Source organism: Roseateles sp. GW835-FHT13E02 (genome assembly GCF_058794035.1).
In genome coordinates this window covers 1-14929 of record NZ_JBXAGJ010000003.1, presented here as the reverse complement: position 1 = coordinate 14929, position 14929 = coordinate 1, and the positions used below count along the sequence as shown (strand labels likewise).

The window sequence follows — 14929 nt, the reverse complement described above, 5'->3', positions numbered from 1 at the left end:
TGCTCGCCCCTCAGTGGAGGGCGTGGCGCTCTTTCCTCACTGTGGCGCTTCATGCACACTGCGCGCATGCGTTCCGAAGAAGAAGTTGTTGTTCCCGCTCCTGCCGCGCCGGCTCCCGCCGCCGGCCCGTCCCGCGCCAGCGCGCCGTATTTCGATCCCAGCATTCATGCCCACACCGCGTTTGAAGATGCCCAGGCCATCTTCACCGGCGTGCTCTTCGTCTCCCTGGCCCTGATCCTGTTTGCCCAGGTCGGCCTGCTGACCGGCGGCACGGCAGGCGCCGCTTTCGTGCTGCATTACGCCACCGGCATCAGCCTGGGCAAGCTGTTCTTCATCATCAACATCCCCTTTTACTGGTTTGCCTGGCAGCGCATGGGGCGCGAGTTCACACTCAAGACCTTCATCGCCATCGCCTGGCTGTCGGCACTGACCGAGTGGTCGCCCAAGCTCTTCGCCATCGAGCGCCTGCACCCGGCCTATGCCGCCGTGCTGGGCGGCTTGCTGCTCGGTTCGGGCTGCCTGTTTCTGGCCCGGCATCGCGCCAGCCTGGGCGGCGCCACCATCGTGTCGCTCTACCTCCAGCATGCCAAAGGCTGGCGGGCCGGCAAGGTGCAGATGGGCATCGACTGCGTGATCGTGCTGTGCGCGCTGACCGTGGTGGACCCGACCCGCGTGGCCTATTCGGTGTTGGCGGCGGTGGTGATGAACCTCTTCATCGCCGTCAATCACAAGCCGGGTCGTTACGCCGTGCTTTGACGGGCTGCGGGCCGGGCTGGGGTCACGGCCTTCAAGTATTCTTGGCGCTTCCTCGATTGGGGCACGCTGCCCCGGGAGCCTTGCCCATGCGTCCTGTCGATCTTCCGCGTGCTCTGGTCTTGAGCGCTTTGGCCTTCAGCCTGAACCTGCAAGCCGCAGCGCCGCTGCCGGCCGACACCATCTACCTGCACGGTGATGTGGTCACCATGAACGATGGCCAGCCCAGCGCCCAGGCCCTGGCCGTGCGTGCCGGCCGCATCCAGGCGGTGGGCAGCGAGGCCGAGGTGCGCGCCCTGCAAGGCGCCAAGACCCGGGTGGTGGACCTCAAGGGTCAGGCCTTGCTGCCGGGCTTTGTCGACGCCCATGGCCATGTCTCGCTGACGGGATTGCAGGCCGTGTCGGCCAATCTGCTGCCGCCGCCCGATGGCAAGGGCAGCAGCGTGGCCGCCATTCAGGGCCTGCTGCGCGATTACGCCAAGGGCCCGGTGGCGCGCAGCCACAAGATCATCCTTGGCTTCGGCTATGACGAGGCGCAGTTGAAAGAGCGCCGGGCGCCCACCCGCCAGGAGCTGGACGCGGTGTCCAAAGACTTGCCCGTGATCATCATTCATCAGAGCGGGCATCTGGGCGTGCTCAACAGCAAGGCTTTGCAGCTGGCCGGCCTGAACGCGGAAACCAAGGACCCCGAAGGCGGCCACATCCAGCGCGAGGCCGATGGCAAGACGCCCAACGGCGTGCTGGAAGAAACCGCTTGGTTCAGTGCCGGCATGGGCTTGGTCCAGCCCTCGCCGCAGGACTATGCCGCCATGCTGCTGGAGGGCCAGAAGCTGTACGCCAAATTTGGCTTCACCACCGGCCAGGACGGCCGCTCGGACGAGGCCAGCAACAAGACCTGGGTGACGCTGTCGCAAGGCGGCAAGATGCTGATCGACCTGGTCTCCTACCCCGACATCACCTTGCCCTTCACTGCGGGCCTGATGGACCAGCCGGGCGGCTTTTGGGGCCGCGAGTACAAGGGCGGTTTCCGCATCGGCGGCGTCAAGCTGAGCCTCGATGGCTCGCCCCAGGGCAAGACGGCCTTCCTGACCCACCCCTATCACCACCCGCCGGCCGGCAAGGCCGACGACTACCGCGGCTACCCAGCGCTCAGCGATGAGGCCACCCAGCAGGCGGTGGATCAAGCCTATGCCAAGGGCTGGCAGCTGCTGGTGCACACCAATGGCGATGCGGCGTCCGACCAGATGCTGCGCGCCGTCGACGCAGCCACGGCCAAGTACGGCGCGGCCGACCGGCGCACGGTGATGATCCATGCCCAGACCGTGCGCGAGGACCAGCTGGACGCCATGAAGCGCCTGGCCGTGACGCCGAGTTTCTTCGGCATGCATGCTTACTACTGGGGCGATTGGCACCGCGACGAGACCCTGGGCCCGGTGCGCGGCGACCGCATCTCGCCGGCGCAATCGGCGCTGCGCCGCCAGATGATCTTCACCCAGCACCACGATGCGCCGGTGGCCTTCCCCGACGCCATCGCCATCCTCGACGCGGTGGTCAACCGCCGCACCCGCAGCGGCGACATCCTGGGCCCGGACCAGCGCCTGCCGGTCGAGGTGGCGCTCAAGTCCATCACCTTGTGGGCCGCCTGGCAGCATTTCGAGGAGGCGAGCAAGGGCTCGCTGGAGGTGGGCAAGCTGGCCGATCTGGTGGTGCTGTCCAAGAACCCGCTGACCGTGCCGCCGGCCCAGCTGCGCAGCATCCAGGTGCGCGAGACCATCAAGGCCGGCCGCAGCATTTACCGCGCTCCGGCGGCCCGCTGACTTGCGCGCGGATCGCCATCCCGAGGCGGCCACCGTCCAGGCGCTGTACTACGGCGCCCGGCGGCGCCGCATGTTCCGCATCGGCACCTATCTGGCCTTGATCCGGGCCATGGCGGTGGGCGAGCTGGTGCAGGTGTTCTACAGCCACAGCGAGCTGGTGCCGCGCACCCAGGCGCGCCTGGCCCGTACGCGCAACACCTTGCGCGAGCTGATCTGCCATGGCCTGGGCTCGCCGCAAGGCCAGGCGGCGCTGCAGCGCTTGCGCGCCGCCCATGCGCCGGTGCGGGCCGAAGCCGACGATTTCCGCTATGTGCTGGCGCTCTTCATGCTGGAGCCCCTGCGCTGGAACGCCGCCCACGGCGGCACGCCGCTGAGCGAGGCCGAGCAGACCCTGCTGCTGGATTTCTGGGCCCAGGTGGGCGAGGCCATGGGCATTCCCGAGGTCCGCCTGAGCCCGGCGCAGTGGCTGGACTTTCAGCAGCGTTACGAGGCGCGGCACTGGCGCTTCACGCCCGAGGGCCAGCGCCTGGCGTCCGCTTGTTTGCAGGAGGTGGTGACCTTGTCCCTGCCGCGCGGTAGCCGGTCCTTGTTCCGGCAGCTGATGCGGGTCAGCATGGACCCGGCTTTGACGGCGCTGCTGCAGCTGCCGGCGCCGCAAGGGCCGGCGGCTTGGGCCTTGCGCGGCTGGCTGCGCTGGACCACGCCTTGAATGGCCGAGCTGAGCCCGTCTGAATCGGGCGTCAGCTGAAGTAACGCTGGCGCAGCCGCGCATAGCGGCCGTCGCGGCGCAGCTGATCGAGCGCCGCCTGCAAGGCGAGCACCACGCGATCGTCGCTGTCTGGATGCAGGCCGTACCAGTAGCTGTGGCGGGTGTCCAGCTCCAGCAAAGGGCGCAGGGTTCGATAGTCCAGCCGCAGCTGGTGCAGCTGCCAGGCGGCAGCCCAGTCCAGCATCACCATCAGGTCCATGCGGCGCGCCAGCAGCTTGCGCAGATTGCTGCCGTCGTCGAGCGCCAGCTCCAGTGTCTCGCCCGCGAGCAAACCTTCTTCCTGCAGCCGCCGTGCCGCGGCGGACTCTCGCACCACGCCCACCTTCATACCCTGCTGCAGGTGGCGCAGATCGCTGACCTGCTTGAGCTCCGGCAGGTCCTTGCGCTGGCGCAGGCCGTAGACCATGATGCGGCGCTCGCTGATCGGCCCAACCCAGCGGTACTGCCGCTCGCGCTCGGGCAGGCGTGTCAGGGAGAACAGGATGCTGTTGTTTTGCGCCGCTGCGGCCTGAACGGCGCGGCGCCAGGGCTGGACCTGGATGTCCAGGCTCAGCTGAGCCTGTGCGGCCATCAGTTGCAGCAGCTCGCTGCTGAAGCCGGCGGGCTGGCCCGCCGCGTCCTGAAAGTTCAGTGGCGGCAAATGCTCGGTGAACGCCATCAAGGGCCCAGCAAGGCCCGGCTTGGCCAAGGCCCAGGGGCTGAAACCGGCGGCCAGGCCGGCCAGGGCCCACTCACGGCGCCGCATGGCGGCTCAGCCGTGAAGGCCCGGACGGGCACGCCATCGATGGATCCATGTGCTTGGCCCCTGTACTGCAAAGCGCAAAGTCTAGGGGCATCGGCCGGCCGGAATGCCGCTCACATCGGCGACGGCGTGCCGGCCATGCGGTCATATCTGACGAAGAACTGGCGCGCCTTGGCCACCAGCTGCGCCTCGGTCGGGTGGTCCACGGTTTCGTAGGCCACGATGTGCTTGGCGATCTGCGGGCGGTGCTTGTCGGCGTAGTGCTTGAAGTCGCTTTGTGCGGTGCTCGATCCGACCACCAGCACTTCCTCGATGCCTTTCAGCGCCTCGCAGACTTCGCCGAAGAACTCATGCTCGCTGCGCACGGCGCTGCCGTGTTGCTTGGTGTGGTGGCTGTGGGCCTTGATCTTCTCGGCCTGCACATGCTCGGCGTCGAACTGCAGGACCTTGGCTTGCTGATGGTCGAGCCAGACGACGGCGTGGAAGGTGGTGGTGTGCGAGGTGGGTGTGGAGCTCATGCTTGCGGTCCTTGTGAATGAACGGGGTTTCGAGAAAAGAAAGAAGGGGGCGAACAAAACGTCGAGCGGTACAGCGGTGCTTGCAGACCTTGGTGGCATTCCGGCGACCTGTCTGTCTGCTCGCGCACTGGGGGGGCTGGTCGAGGCTGGTGGCCCTGGCGCAGCCGGGCATCCGCTGCTTCAGTGCAGATGGGGTTGCGCACCTTCATGCTGGGCTTGGCACTGCAGGCAGCGCCGGCTGCTGGGGCTGGCCTGGAGGCGGGCGAACGCAATCGCCTCGCCGCAGTCCTGGCAAAGACCGAAGTCCTCGTGATCCAGTGCCCCCAGGGCGGCGATCAGCTCGCGCAGCGATTGCAGGGTCTGGTCGCTGCGCGCCAGATCGACTTCGCGGCTGGCATCCAGCGCCGGCTCACGCTGGCTGTTGCCATCGCCGTCCTGTAGCAAGGCCTCGCGCGCATGTTCGACCCGGCTCAGCGCGCCCAGCTGTCCGTCGAGTTCACGTTCCAGCTCGCGCTGCCGGCGCAGCAATTCCTCGCGCAGCTGTTGAATCTGGGTGGCGTTGAGGCGTGGCGTCATGGCGATCTCCTTGATGCCATCTTGGCAGCCTGGAGGCCGGCGGTGTTGACCTGGCTCAAGCCATGTGCAGGCGCCTGGCTTCGACCCCCGGGGCGGCCAGACTCCCCCAAAAGAGGGAGTCGCTGTGCGCATGGCATCTCGTACCATCGCGCCCGTTTGTAAAAAGTAGTAACGAGCCGAGGTGCGCGCGCGGGCCATCCGCTGCGGAGCCTTGTCAAGAACAACGACTCAACGAGGGAAACAATCCATGGTGAAACCATCTCGCATGGCCGAGCGCGTGACGCGCTGGGCTTTGGCGCCGGGCCTGGCGCTGGTGCTGACCGCCTGCGGTGGCGGTGGCAGTTCGGAACCCCCGGCGCCCCCGCCGGTGCCACCCACGCCGGTGCCCGAGACCTTGAGCATCACCGCCCCCACGGTCGGTGACATCGCCGAGCCCACCGCCTTCGGCAACAGCGCCGCCACAGTCAGCAAGCTGTCCTACAGCTGGGACTTCGGCGACGGCACGGCCGCCAGCACCGAGGCCGCGCCCAAGCACCAGTTTGCTAAGCCGGGCGACTATGAAGTGAAGCTGCGCGTCAGCAACGAGGCGGGCCAGTTCAAGGAAGTCAAGACCACCATCTCGGTCAATAACCAGGCGGCCGTGCGCGGCCTGGAGTGCACGGGCGCCCAGGAAACCGGCTGGTGCTGGCAGGCGCCGCGGCCGACCGGCCATGTGTACAAGTCGGTGACGTTCGCCAACGCCACCACCGGTTGGCGCGTGGGTGCATATGGCGAGATCTTCAAGACGGTCGATGCCGGCAAGAGCTGGACTCGCCAGCCCAGCGGCGTCAATGTCGATCTGTACGAAGTCGTGTTTGCCGATGACAAGACCGGCTGGGTCCGCGGGGCCAACAGCACCTTGCTGAGCACCACGGATGGCGGCAGCAGCTGGAAGCCTGCCGTGGCCCCATGGCAAGGTGACACTGATGTGCAGAGGCTTTCGGTTCTGCCCAAGGGCGGCTTGCTGTACAGCGACTACAACATCAACCACCTGAGCACCGACGCCGGCAAGAGCTGGACGTCCGGCAACGCCTACGGATTGGTGAGCACCGGTGGCGAGGCTTTCCTGAGCATCAACTCGGACACGGTGTCCCGCTACAGCACCCTCAAGGCCGCGCCGGTGGCGGTGCTGCAGATGAAGGACGTGGATGGCTCCAACCTGAACGGGTACAACAGCTCCATCAATGTGGTGGGCGAGAAGACCGTCCTGGTCCATGCCCGCGACTGGGGGCGCTACGACTACACGACCTACCAGTACGTCTACCGTTCGAGCCTGTGGCGCAGCGACGATGCCGGCCAGACCTGGACGCGTCAGGCCGCCACCGGTCTCGAAAGTTCGACCGATTCGCTGCAGGTTCGGGCTCTGGATGCCGGTGCCACCAAGCTGATTGCACAGTCCGGACTGCGTCTCTTCCGTTCCGAAGACGGTGGAGCCAGCTGGGCCGCCGCCACGCCCGGCACGGTGTACTCGCTGCGCAATCTGACCGTCGTCGGATCGAAGGTGTACGCCATGATGGCCGGCCTTCCCAAGGTCAGCGAGGACCTGGGCCGCACTTGGAAGTCGCTGTCGCTGCCCGCCAGCCTCAAGAACATCGGCCTCTACAACTCGACCGAGCTTCGTTTGGTGGGGGCGGCCTTGATGCTGATCGATGCGCAGCTGGGCTCCTACATCAGCCTCGACGAGGGTGCCACTTGGGAGGTGCTGCGCCCCGGTGACAGCAGTTCCAGCGGTTCGCCGCATTCGGTGGCTTTCCGCGATGCCAAGAATGGCGCCCTGGTCAATGTCCGAGGCGAGCTGTATCTGAGCGCCGACGGCGGCAAGACCTGGAAGCTGAAGCGCAGCGACCTGGCCGCCAGTTTCAATCCCTATGCCTACGGCCGTTTGCAGTTCACCAGCGCCAAGACCGGCTACCTGCTGAGCCTGGATCGTCGTCTCTACAAGACCACCGACGCGGGCGAAACCTGGAGCTCGAGCCTTGGAAGCACCTTGTGGACGACCATGGCCTTCACGGACGACAGCAAGGGCTGGGCTCGGTCCGACGACGGCAAGTTCTGGATCACGCGCGATGGCAGCAACAGCTTTGCGCCCATGACCTCGCCCAGCTTCGTGCCCAACGATGTGCGCGTCGAAGGTGAGAGCGGCCTGATCGCGGTGGGGGCGAGCGGCGGCATTGCCCAGAGCAGCGATGGCGGCAAGACCTGGTCGCAGCGCTACACCGGTATCGGCGAGACGCTGTACAAGATCTACACCCTGGATGCCAAGACTTACTGGGCCCTTGGCGCCGCCGGCACCGTGCTGCGCTCCGACGACGCCGGCGTGAGCTGGACCAAGCAGCTGGTGCCTGTGCCCTCGCAAGCCGCGCTGCTCGACATCCAGTTCCTGGACGCCAAGAACGGCTGGATCGTCGGTGAGCAAGGCACCATCCTGGTGAGCCGCGACGGTGGCAAGACCTGGACCCCGCAGGCCTCGGGCACGCGCAAGTCGCTGTACTCGGTGCAGATCGTGGACATCCGCACCGGCTGGATCGTCGGCGCTGAAGGCACTTTGCTGGCCACCGGATCGGGCGGCAACTGAGCCGGGTTTCCTGAGCCGGCTCGCTCGAGCTCAAGGCCGGGGTGCTGCAAGGCGCCCCGGCCTTTGTGCTTTCTGGCTGCGGCCGGGCTTGCGCCTGCGTGGGAAAATCCGGCTCCTCTGCAGTCTTTGGCACGGGTCTGTCCGGCCCTCAAATCCCATGTCTTCATCTCCTTCTTCTTCGTCTGCCTCTTCCGTCCCGCCCCAGTACACCGTCAGCGATTTCGATTTCGAGTTGCCGCCCGAGCTGATTGCCCAGCATCCGGCGGCCGAGCGCAGCGGCTCGCGCCTGCTCGATGGCCGCGGCGAGGTTCCGGTGGACCGTGTGTTCCGCGAGCTGCCCGATCTGCTCAACCCCGGTGACCTGCTGGTCTTCAACAACACCAAGGTGATCAAGGCCCGCATGTACGGCGCCAAGGCCACCGGTGGCTCGGTCGAGGCGCTGATCGAGCGGGTGTTGCCCGGCACGCAGGAGGTCTGGGCCCATGTGCGGGCCAGCAAATCGCCCAAGCCCGGAGCGCTGATCCGCTTCAACGGGGCGTTTGATGCCGAGGTGCTGGGCCGCTGCGGGCCCGATGGCGGCCTGTTCCATCTGCGCTTTCCTGGCGACCCCTTTGCCCTGCTGGAGCAGCACGGCCATGTACCGCTGCCGCCCTACATCGAGCATGCCGACGAGGCCGACGATGTGCGCCGCTACCAGACCGTGTTTGCCCGTGAGCCCGGCGCGGTGGCCGCGCCGACTGCCGCCCTGCATTTCGACGAAGCCCTGCTGGCCCGCATGAGCGAGCGCGGCGTGGCCACGGCCCATGTCACCTTGCACGTGGGCGCCGGCACCTTCCAGCCGGTGCGCGTCGAGCAGTTGAGCGAGCACAAGATGCACAGCGAGTGGTTCGAGGTGCCGGCCGAGACGGTGGCCGCCGTGGCCGCCTGCCGGGCGCGCGGCGGCCGGGTGGTGGCCGTGGGCACGACCACATTGCGCGCGCTGGAATCCGCCGCACAGGGCGGCGAGCTGGTGGCCGGGGCGCGCGAGACCGAGATCTTCATCACCCCGGGCTTCAACTTCCGCGTGGTCGACAGCCTGGTCACCAATTTCCACCTGCCCAAGAGCACCTTGATGATGTTGGTCAGCGCCCTGGCCGGCCATGGGCGGGTGATGGCGCTCTACCGCCACGCGATCGCGCAGCGCTACCGCTTCTTCAGCTACGGCGATGCCATGCTGCTGCAGCGCGCAGGCGACTGAGTGAATGACGGACTGAATTGAATGATGTTCGGCCCGCGGGTGGCGGGCCGGCGTCTAAGATCCAGCTTCAGCGTGCTGCGAGCTGCAAGGAGGCTGTCGATGCGGGACCGCTCATGGGGCGATGCCAGCGCTTGCGGTTCACCGCGAGCATGTCGACGCGTGCTGCTCCAGCTGCTGGCCCTGGCCGGACTGGGATTCGGCGGCGCCGGCGGGCGCGGTTTGCGGGCGCAGGAGTCCGCCTTGCGGGTGGTCGGCAGTGCCGATCCACCGTATCGGGTGTTCGGTGCCGACGGCCCCTCAGGCCTCTACTTTGATCTCATGCGCGAGGCGGCGAGGCGTCTGGCTTGGCCCGTGAGTTTCATCGAGGTGCCCTCGGCGCGGGCCTTCAAGATGATGGAAAACGGCGAGGCCGACCTCATGCTGGGGCCTTTGCTGACCCCCGAGCGCCAGCGGTTTCTGAGCTACACCCAGGTTCTTTTGCCTGCCGAGGACAAGGTGTTTTATGGCCGGCCGGATGCACCGCCCCTGCGCCGACTGGCGGATCTGGAAGGGCGAATGATCGCAGTCCACCGCGGCAAGCGCTATGGCGCAGCATTCGACGCGCTGCCGGGGCTGCGCTTGCAAGAGGTCAACGACTACCGCGTCGCGCTCGACATGGTGGCCCTGGGCCGCGTGGACCTGGCCGTGGTACCCGAACGCCAGGGCGACCTCCTGCTGCGTCAGCGGCAGCTGGACCTGCGCAAGCTGGCCCTGCGGCTGGAGGGCGAAACCGCCTACCTCGTGCTGTCGCGCCGTTCGCCTTGGCTGGCCCGCCAGGCGCAGTTGGAGCACGCATTTCAGGCCATGCGGGACGATGGCAGCTGGCAGCGTCTGGTGGCGGCCTATCGCTGAGCACCCCTGGGGGCGCGGCTGTGGACCGCGCAGACAATCACCTGCGGACGCTCGCCCGGTGCCGGTTTTGAGGCCAAGCCGGTCGATAATGCGGGGAGTCAGATTCTTCTCAGCTCGGAGCCTCCCACCATGTTCAAGCACGTTGACGCCTACGCCGGCGACCCCATCCTGAGCCTCAACGAGGCGTTCCAGAAGGACAGCCGCCCGGGCAAGATCAATCTGTCCATCGGCATCTATTTCGACGACGAAGGCCGCATCCCCATGCTGGATTCGGTCCGCAAGGCCGAGCTGGCCGTGGTGGCCGATGCCGGCGCCCGCCCCTACCTGCCGATGGAAGGCGCGGCCAATTTCCGCAACGCCGTGCAAGGCCTGCTCTTCGGTGAAAACCACCCGGCCCGCGCCGAAGGCCGCATCGTCACCATCCAGAGCGTGGGCTCCAGCGGTGGCCTCAAAGTCGGCGCCGATTTCATCAAGCGCTACTTCCCGGCCAGCGCCATCTATGTGTCCGACCCGACCTGGGACAACCACCGCGCGGTGTTCGAAGGCTCGGGCATCGAGGTCAAGACCTACCCGTACTACGACGCGGCCACTGGCGGCGTGCGCTTTGCGGACATGCTGGAAGCCATCCGCGCCCTGCCGGCCAAGAGCGTGGTGCTGCTGCACGCCTGCTGCCACAACCCGACCGGCGTGGACCTGAGCCCCATGCAGTGGGACGAGCTGATCCCGGTGCTGAAAGAGCGCGAGCTGCTGCCCTTCCTGGACCTGGCCTACCAGGGCTATGGCGACGGCATCGACGAAGACGCCTTTGCCATCCGCGCCATGCTGGACGCCGGCCTGTCCTTCTTCGTGGCCAACAGCTTCTCCAAGAGCATGAGTCTGTACGGCGAGCGCTGCGGCGCGCTCAGCGTGGTCTGCCCCGATGCGGCCCAGGCCGCCCTGGTGCTGGGTCAGATGAAGTTCATGATCCGCCGCAACTACTCCAACCCGCCGCTGCACGGTGGCCAGATCGTCGCCCGCGTGCTCAGCGACCCGCAGCTGCGCAGCCTCTGGGAAGGCGAAGTGACCGAGATGCGTGAGCGCATCCACGCCATGCGCAACGCCTTGTACGAGGTGCTGACGGCCAAACTGCCGGGCCGCAACTTCGACTACTTCCTGACCCAGCGCGGCATGTTCAGCTACACCGGCCTGACCGCCGCCCAGGTGGACCGCCTGAAAGACGAGTTCGGCGTCTACCTGGTGCGCTCGGGCCGCATGTGCGTGGCCGGCCTGAACAACCGCAATGTCGAGGCCACGGCCAGCGCCATGGCCGCTGTGCTGGCTTGAAGTCCAAAGGCCCGGTCCTCTTTGTCGCTGCCCTGCTGGGCGCTGTGCTGCTGATGGGGCCGCGCAACGCCGACCAAGCCTGGTTGCCGCCGGACACGGTGGCGCCGCTGCCTTCGCGGCTGGACCAGTTCGACGCCCACCTGGCCGCCGCCGAGGCGCGCCTGGGCGACGTCACGCCGGGCGCCGAGAAGCACATCGTCTGGGGCCCGGCCGGCCGCCAGCGCGCGCCCTGGGTGGTGGTCTATCTGCATGGCTTCAGCGCCACGCGCCAAGAGCTGGCCCCGGTGCCCGAGCTGATCGCCAAGGAGCTGGGTGGCCATGTCTACTACGCCCGCCTGTCCGGCCACGGCCGCCCCGGCGCGGCCATGGGCCAGATGACGGTCAGCGAGTGGAAGGCCGACGCGCTGGAAGCCCTGGCCATTGGCCATCAGCTGGGCGAGCGTGTGCTGGTCATGGGCACCTCGACCGGCGCCACCTTGTCGGCCTGGCTGGCCTTGCGGCCCGAGGCCAAGGATGTGGCCGGCTGGGTCATGGTCTCGCCCAATTTCGGGCCCAAGAACGCCTGGGCCTCGGTCATCAACTGGCCCTGGGGCCGGGTGCTGGCCCGCTGGATCCACGGCGAAACCAGCCGCTGGACGCCCAACAGCCCGGCCAAGGCCCGCTACTGGACGCACGAGTACCCGACCTCGGCCCTGTTCCCCATGATGGCCCTGGTGGCCCGCGTGCGCGACAGCATGCTCGAGAACATCAAGGCACCCTTGCTGATGATGCTCTCGCCGCGCGACCAGGTCATCGACGTGCAGGCCGCACGCCAGGCTTTTGAGCGCTTCAGCCACCCAGGCAAGCGCCTGGTCGAGGTGGACTACAGCCAGAGCCCCAACCAGCATGTGCTGGCTGGTGACATCGAGTCGCCCCAGTCCAATGCGCCCATGGTGGCCCAGGTGCTGGAGTTTGTCCGCACGCTGAAGTGACGTGAGCGGCGGCGCCCAGCTCCACCATCGGGCCGGCTGGCTGCTGAGCGCACTGCTGGCGCTGTGGGCGGCGTGGGCCCAGGCCGCCCCGGCTGTCCAGGCCACCACCGATTTGCCCGCCCCGGTGCAGGCTGCGCTCGAGCAGGCCGGCCTGCCCGCCACGGCGCTGGGCGTGGTGGCCTTCCCTTTGCCCGATGAAGGCGCGCGAGCCGGCGGCAAGATGATGCACCGCCGCACAGCCGCCCTGCGCTGGCAGGCCGAGCAGGCGATGGCGCCCAGCTCATCCATCAAGATACTGACTGCCGTGGTCGCCCTCGATCGCCTGGGCGCCGCCTCACGCGGCCGCACCGAGCTTTTGACCGAGGGCCCGCCCGATGCCGAGGGCCGCCTGGCCGGCCCGCTCTACCTGCGCGGCGGTGCCGATGCCCAGCTGGACTGGGGCGCCCTCTGGCTGATGCTGCGCCAGGCGCGCGAGCAGGGCGTGCGCGAGGTGCCGGCCGGCCTGGTGCTGGACCGCAGCCTGTTCCGCCCCGCGCGGCCCGAGCCCACGCTGCCGCCCTTCGACGAATATCCCGAGTCGGCCTACAACGTGGTGCCCGATGCTTTGCTGCTCAACGGCAATCTGCTCGGCCTGAGCCTGGAGTCCGACGGCCAGACCCTGCGCGGACGCCTCAGCCCCGCCTGGCGCGGCCTGCAACTGGACCTCAGCGCCCTGGCCTGGAGCGAACGCCCCTGCGCCGACTGGGAGCTGGATTTCGGTCGCCCGCAGCTGCTGCCTGCACCCGAGGGCCAGGGTTGGCGGCTGCGCCTGCAGGGCAGTTTTCCGCGCCAGTGCCAGCAGCGCCAGGACATGAGCCTGGTCGACCGCCAGGCCCTCGTGCCCCTGGTGCTGCGCTCGCTCTGGGAGGAGCTGGGTGGCAGCCTGGGCCCGACCGTGCAAGAGGCCGTCACGCCCGCGGGCGCGCAGCTGCTGGCCCAGCACCAGGATCGGCCGCTGGGCGAGCTGCTGCGCGGCGCGCTGAAAAGCTCGGACAACCCGCTGACCCGCCTGGTCTATCTGCGCCTCGGTGCTTCCGTCGCCCGCCCCGGCGAGGAGACCTTGGCTGCGGCGGACCGTGCGGTGCGCGAGTGGCTGGCCGAGCAAGGCCTGGACGCACAGGGCCTGGTGCTGGAGAACGGCTCCGGCCTGTCGCGGCGCGAGCGCATCCGGCCCGAGCTGCTGGCCGCCGTGCTGGCCCGCGCCGCCCGTCTGCCGCTGGCGCCCGAGCTGCAGAGCGGCCTGCCCCTGGCCGGGGTGGACGGCACCCTGCGCCGCCGCCTCAAGGCCAGCCCGGCCGCGGGCCGCGCCCGCCTCAAGACCGGCAGTTTGAATGAAGCCGTGGCCCTGGCCGGCTATGTGCCCGACCGCCAGGGCCGCCCCTGGGTGCTGGTGGCCTTTGTCAACCACGAGCAGGCCGGCCGCCGCGGCCGGCCGGTGCTGGACGCCGTGGCGGATTGGGTGGCGCGGCAATCGCCGTGAACCGTCCGCGGCCTGAGGCCTGGCCTGGCCTGGCCTGTTTCGTTTCGTGACCATGGCTGTGCGCTGACAGGCGCGAGTCCGCCCGGCTGTCAGCGGGCCGCAGGGCTGGGCGCGCTATGCTGGCGCCGCCCAGGATCAGGAGTTGTGCTTCCCCCATGTACCCGCCCGCCCAACGCAGGACTTGTCGATGCAAATGCTGATGACCACGTCAGTCCGCGCCTGCCTGGCGCTGCTGGTGGCCGGGTTGGCCGCCACGGGCGCCCGGGCCGCGGGCAAGGACAGCGGGGCCATGACGCCTCGCTTCTTTGTCACCGAAGCCTTTCCGCCCTACACCTTCATGCAGGCAGGCCAGGCCGCCGGACCCATGGTCGATGTGCTGCAGGAGGTCTGCATCCAGCTGGGCTGGAGCTGCCGCATCGAGGTCTTGCCCTGGCGCCGCGCCCTGGCCATGGCGGAGCGCGGCCAGGCCGATGGTTTGTTCACCCTGCTCGATACGCCGGAGCGACGCGAGCTGTTTCGCGCGTCTTCGCCGGTGCTTGATGGGCGTTACACCTTGTTTGCACGGGCTGGCCAGGCCTTCTCCTACACCGGTGCGGCCTCGCTGACCGGGCGGCAGATCGGCGTCTACGGCCCCTCGGGCAGCTCCATCAGCCTGCGCGCCCTGATCGACACCCTGCCCAGCGCCGACGCCGCCCAGCTGGTGCTGGAGCCCGACAACCTGACCGTGCTGCGCAAGCTGGTCAGCGGCCGCTACGGCGAGGACGGCCTGGCCTTCATGAATGAAAGCGTGGCCCTGTGGCTGCTGCGCGAGAACGGCCTCAACGGCCTGCAAGCCGCCGGCGTGGCCAAGCAGTTCAGCTACAGCTTCGGCCTCAGCCGCCAACGCATCAGCAAACGCGAGTTCCGCCGCTTCAACAAGGCCCTGGACGAGCTCTGCCGCCGCGGCCGCACGGCCGAGCTGATCCGGCCCTACGCTTTGCCGGCCTCGCCCTGCGCCAAGTGAGCGTCGCATCGTTCAGCCATCGGCACATTGCGGACCTCCGCTGTCTTGATCGCTCTCGCTGCGGTGTCTCGTCCCGCCGCCAGGCTCATGGTTCGCGGGTCGGCACTGAGAGCCGACTTCCCTCGCTGCTCACTCCGCGGCTCAGCGGCGCCAAACTCCCTCCGTTCGCTGCGCTCACTGTGGTCAAACAGTGGCG

The 14929-nt window shown here is 68.2% G+C and carries 13 protein-coding genes; 10 read left to right on the top strand and 3 right to left on the bottom strand.

Features of this window, described 5'->3' with window-relative positions:
* The first annotated feature begins 66 nt into the window (after nt 1–66).
* From AC1Q6P_RS03490 to AC1Q6P_RS03480, 3 genes are all read left to right on the top strand, one after another.
* Entirely contained in the window at nt 67–756 is a 690-nt protein-coding gene (locus AC1Q6P_RS03490) for a YitT family protein (protein ID WP_492663260.1), read from the top strand.
* An 86-nt stretch (nt 757–842) separates the two neighbouring features.
* Nucleotides 843–2570, top strand: coding sequence for an amidohydrolase (locus AC1Q6P_RS03485; protein WP_492663259.1), 1728 nt, complete (start codon nt 843–845; stop codon nt 2568–2570).
* 1 nt (nt 2571) lies between these two features.
* Nucleotides 2572–3279, top strand: a complete 708-nt coding sequence (locus AC1Q6P_RS03480) for an oxygenase MpaB family protein (protein ID WP_492663258.1) — start codon at nt 2572–2574, stop codon at nt 3277–3279.
* Between the two features lie 31 nt (nt 3280–3310).
* Here the strand turns inward: AC1Q6P_RS03480 and AC1Q6P_RS03475 are convergent, their stop codons facing one another.
* The 3 genes from AC1Q6P_RS03475 to AC1Q6P_RS03465 form a co-directional block, all read right to left on the bottom strand.
* Nucleotides 3311–4084: a substrate-binding periplasmic protein gene (locus AC1Q6P_RS03475; protein WP_492663257.1), complete on the bottom strand. Its 774-nt coding sequence runs from the start codon at nt 4082–4084 to the stop codon at nt 3311–3313.
* A gap of 110 nt (nt 4085–4194) precedes the next feature.
* Nucleotides 4195–4599 carry a hypothetical protein gene (locus tag AC1Q6P_RS03470; RefSeq protein WP_492663256.1) on the bottom strand — a complete coding sequence of 135 codons (405 nt, stop codon included), beginning with the start codon at nt 4597–4599 and terminating at the stop codon, nt 4195–4197.
* A gap of 180 nt (nt 4600–4779) precedes the next feature.
* A complete protein-coding gene (locus AC1Q6P_RS03465) occupies nt 4780–5175 on the bottom strand; it encodes a TraR/DksA family transcriptional regulator (protein WP_492663255.1) in 396 nt (131 codons plus the stop codon).
* 247 nt (nt 5176–5422) lie between these two features.
* On the opposite strand from AC1Q6P_RS03465, the gene AC1Q6P_RS03460 reads away from it, so the two are divergent.
* The 7 genes from AC1Q6P_RS03460 to AC1Q6P_RS03430 all read left to right on the top strand — a co-directional run bounded on the left by AC1Q6P_RS03460 (nt 5423) and on the right by AC1Q6P_RS03430 (nt 14733).
* Complete coding sequence (locus tag AC1Q6P_RS03460; protein ID WP_492663254.1) at nt 5423–7789, top strand: YCF48-related protein; 2367 nt, start codon at nt 5423–5425, stop codon at nt 7787–7789.
* 157 nt (nt 7790–7946) lie between these two features.
* Nucleotides 7947–9026, top strand: coding sequence for a tRNA preQ1(34) S-adenosylmethionine ribosyltransferase-isomerase QueA (queA, locus tag AC1Q6P_RS03455; protein WP_492663253.1), 1080 nt, complete (start codon nt 7947–7949; stop codon nt 9024–9026).
* Nucleotides 9027–9185: 159 nt separating this feature from the next.
* Nucleotides 9186–9917 (top strand): substrate-binding periplasmic protein, encoded by a 732-nt coding sequence (locus AC1Q6P_RS03450; RefSeq protein ID WP_271007564.1) that lies wholly within the window; start codon nt 9186–9188, stop codon nt 9915–9917.
* A 129-nt stretch (nt 9918–10046) separates the two neighbouring features.
* Nucleotides 10047–11240 carry an amino acid aminotransferase gene (locus AC1Q6P_RS03445; protein WP_492663252.1) on the top strand — a complete coding sequence of 398 codons (1194 nt, stop codon included), beginning with the start codon at nt 10047–10049 and terminating at the stop codon, nt 11238–11240.
* Nucleotides 11237–12211: an alpha/beta hydrolase gene (locus tag AC1Q6P_RS03440; protein WP_492663251.1), complete on the top strand. Its 975-nt coding sequence runs from the start codon at nt 11237–11239 to the stop codon at nt 12209–12211. The genes AC1Q6P_RS03445 and AC1Q6P_RS03440 overlap by 4 nt, the downstream gene beginning before the upstream one ends.
* A 1-nt stretch (nt 12212) precedes the next feature.
* Nucleotides 12213–13730, top strand: a complete 1518-nt coding sequence (gene dacB / locus AC1Q6P_RS03435; protein WP_492663250.1) for a D-alanyl-D-alanine carboxypeptidase/D-alanyl-D-alanine endopeptidase — start codon at nt 12213–12215, stop codon at nt 13728–13730.
* Nucleotides 13731–13929: 199 nt separating this feature from the next.
* Nucleotides 13930–14733 carry a substrate-binding periplasmic protein gene (locus tag AC1Q6P_RS03430; RefSeq protein ID WP_492663249.1) on the top strand — a complete coding sequence of 268 codons (804 nt, stop codon included), beginning with the start codon at nt 13930–13932 and terminating at the stop codon, nt 14731–14733.
* The last annotated feature ends 196 nt before the right edge of the window (nt 14734–14929 follow it).

What these genes read in the sequence shown, in the direction of transcription:
- AC1Q6P_RS03490 (WP_492663260.1), top strand. Translation starts at nt 67, where the DNA reads ATGCGTTCCGAAGAAGAAGTTGTTGTTCCCGCTCCTGCCGCGCCGGCT.
- AC1Q6P_RS03485 (WP_492663259.1), top strand. Translation starts at nt 843, where the DNA reads ATGCGTCCTGTCGATCTTCCGCGTGCTCTGGTCTTGAGCGCTTTGGCC.
- AC1Q6P_RS03475 (WP_492663257.1), bottom strand. Translation starts at nt 4,084, where the DNA reads ATGCGGCGCCGTGAGTGGGCCCTGGCCGGCCTGGCCGCCGGTTTCAGC.
- AC1Q6P_RS03470 (WP_492663256.1), bottom strand. Translation starts at nt 4,599, where the DNA reads ATGAGCTCCACACCCACCTCGCACACCACCACCTTCCACGCCGTCGTC.
- AC1Q6P_RS03465 (WP_492663255.1), bottom strand. Translation starts at nt 5,175, where the DNA reads ATGACGCCACGCCTCAACGCCACCCAGATTCAACAGCTGCGCGAGGAA.
- AC1Q6P_RS03460 (WP_492663254.1), top strand. Translation starts at nt 5,423, where the DNA reads ATGGTGAAACCATCTCGCATGGCCGAGCGCGTGACGCGCTGGGCTTTG.
- queA (WP_492663253.1), top strand. Translation starts at nt 7,947, where the DNA reads ATGTCTTCATCTCCTTCTTCTTCGTCTGCCTCTTCCGTCCCGCCCCAG.
- AC1Q6P_RS03445 (WP_492663252.1), top strand. Translation starts at nt 10,047, where the DNA reads ATGTTCAAGCACGTTGACGCCTACGCCGGCGACCCCATCCTGAGCCTC.
- AC1Q6P_RS03430 (WP_492663249.1), top strand. Translation starts at nt 13,930, where the DNA reads ATGACCACGTCAGTCCGCGCCTGCCTGGCGCTGCTGGTGGCCGGGTTG.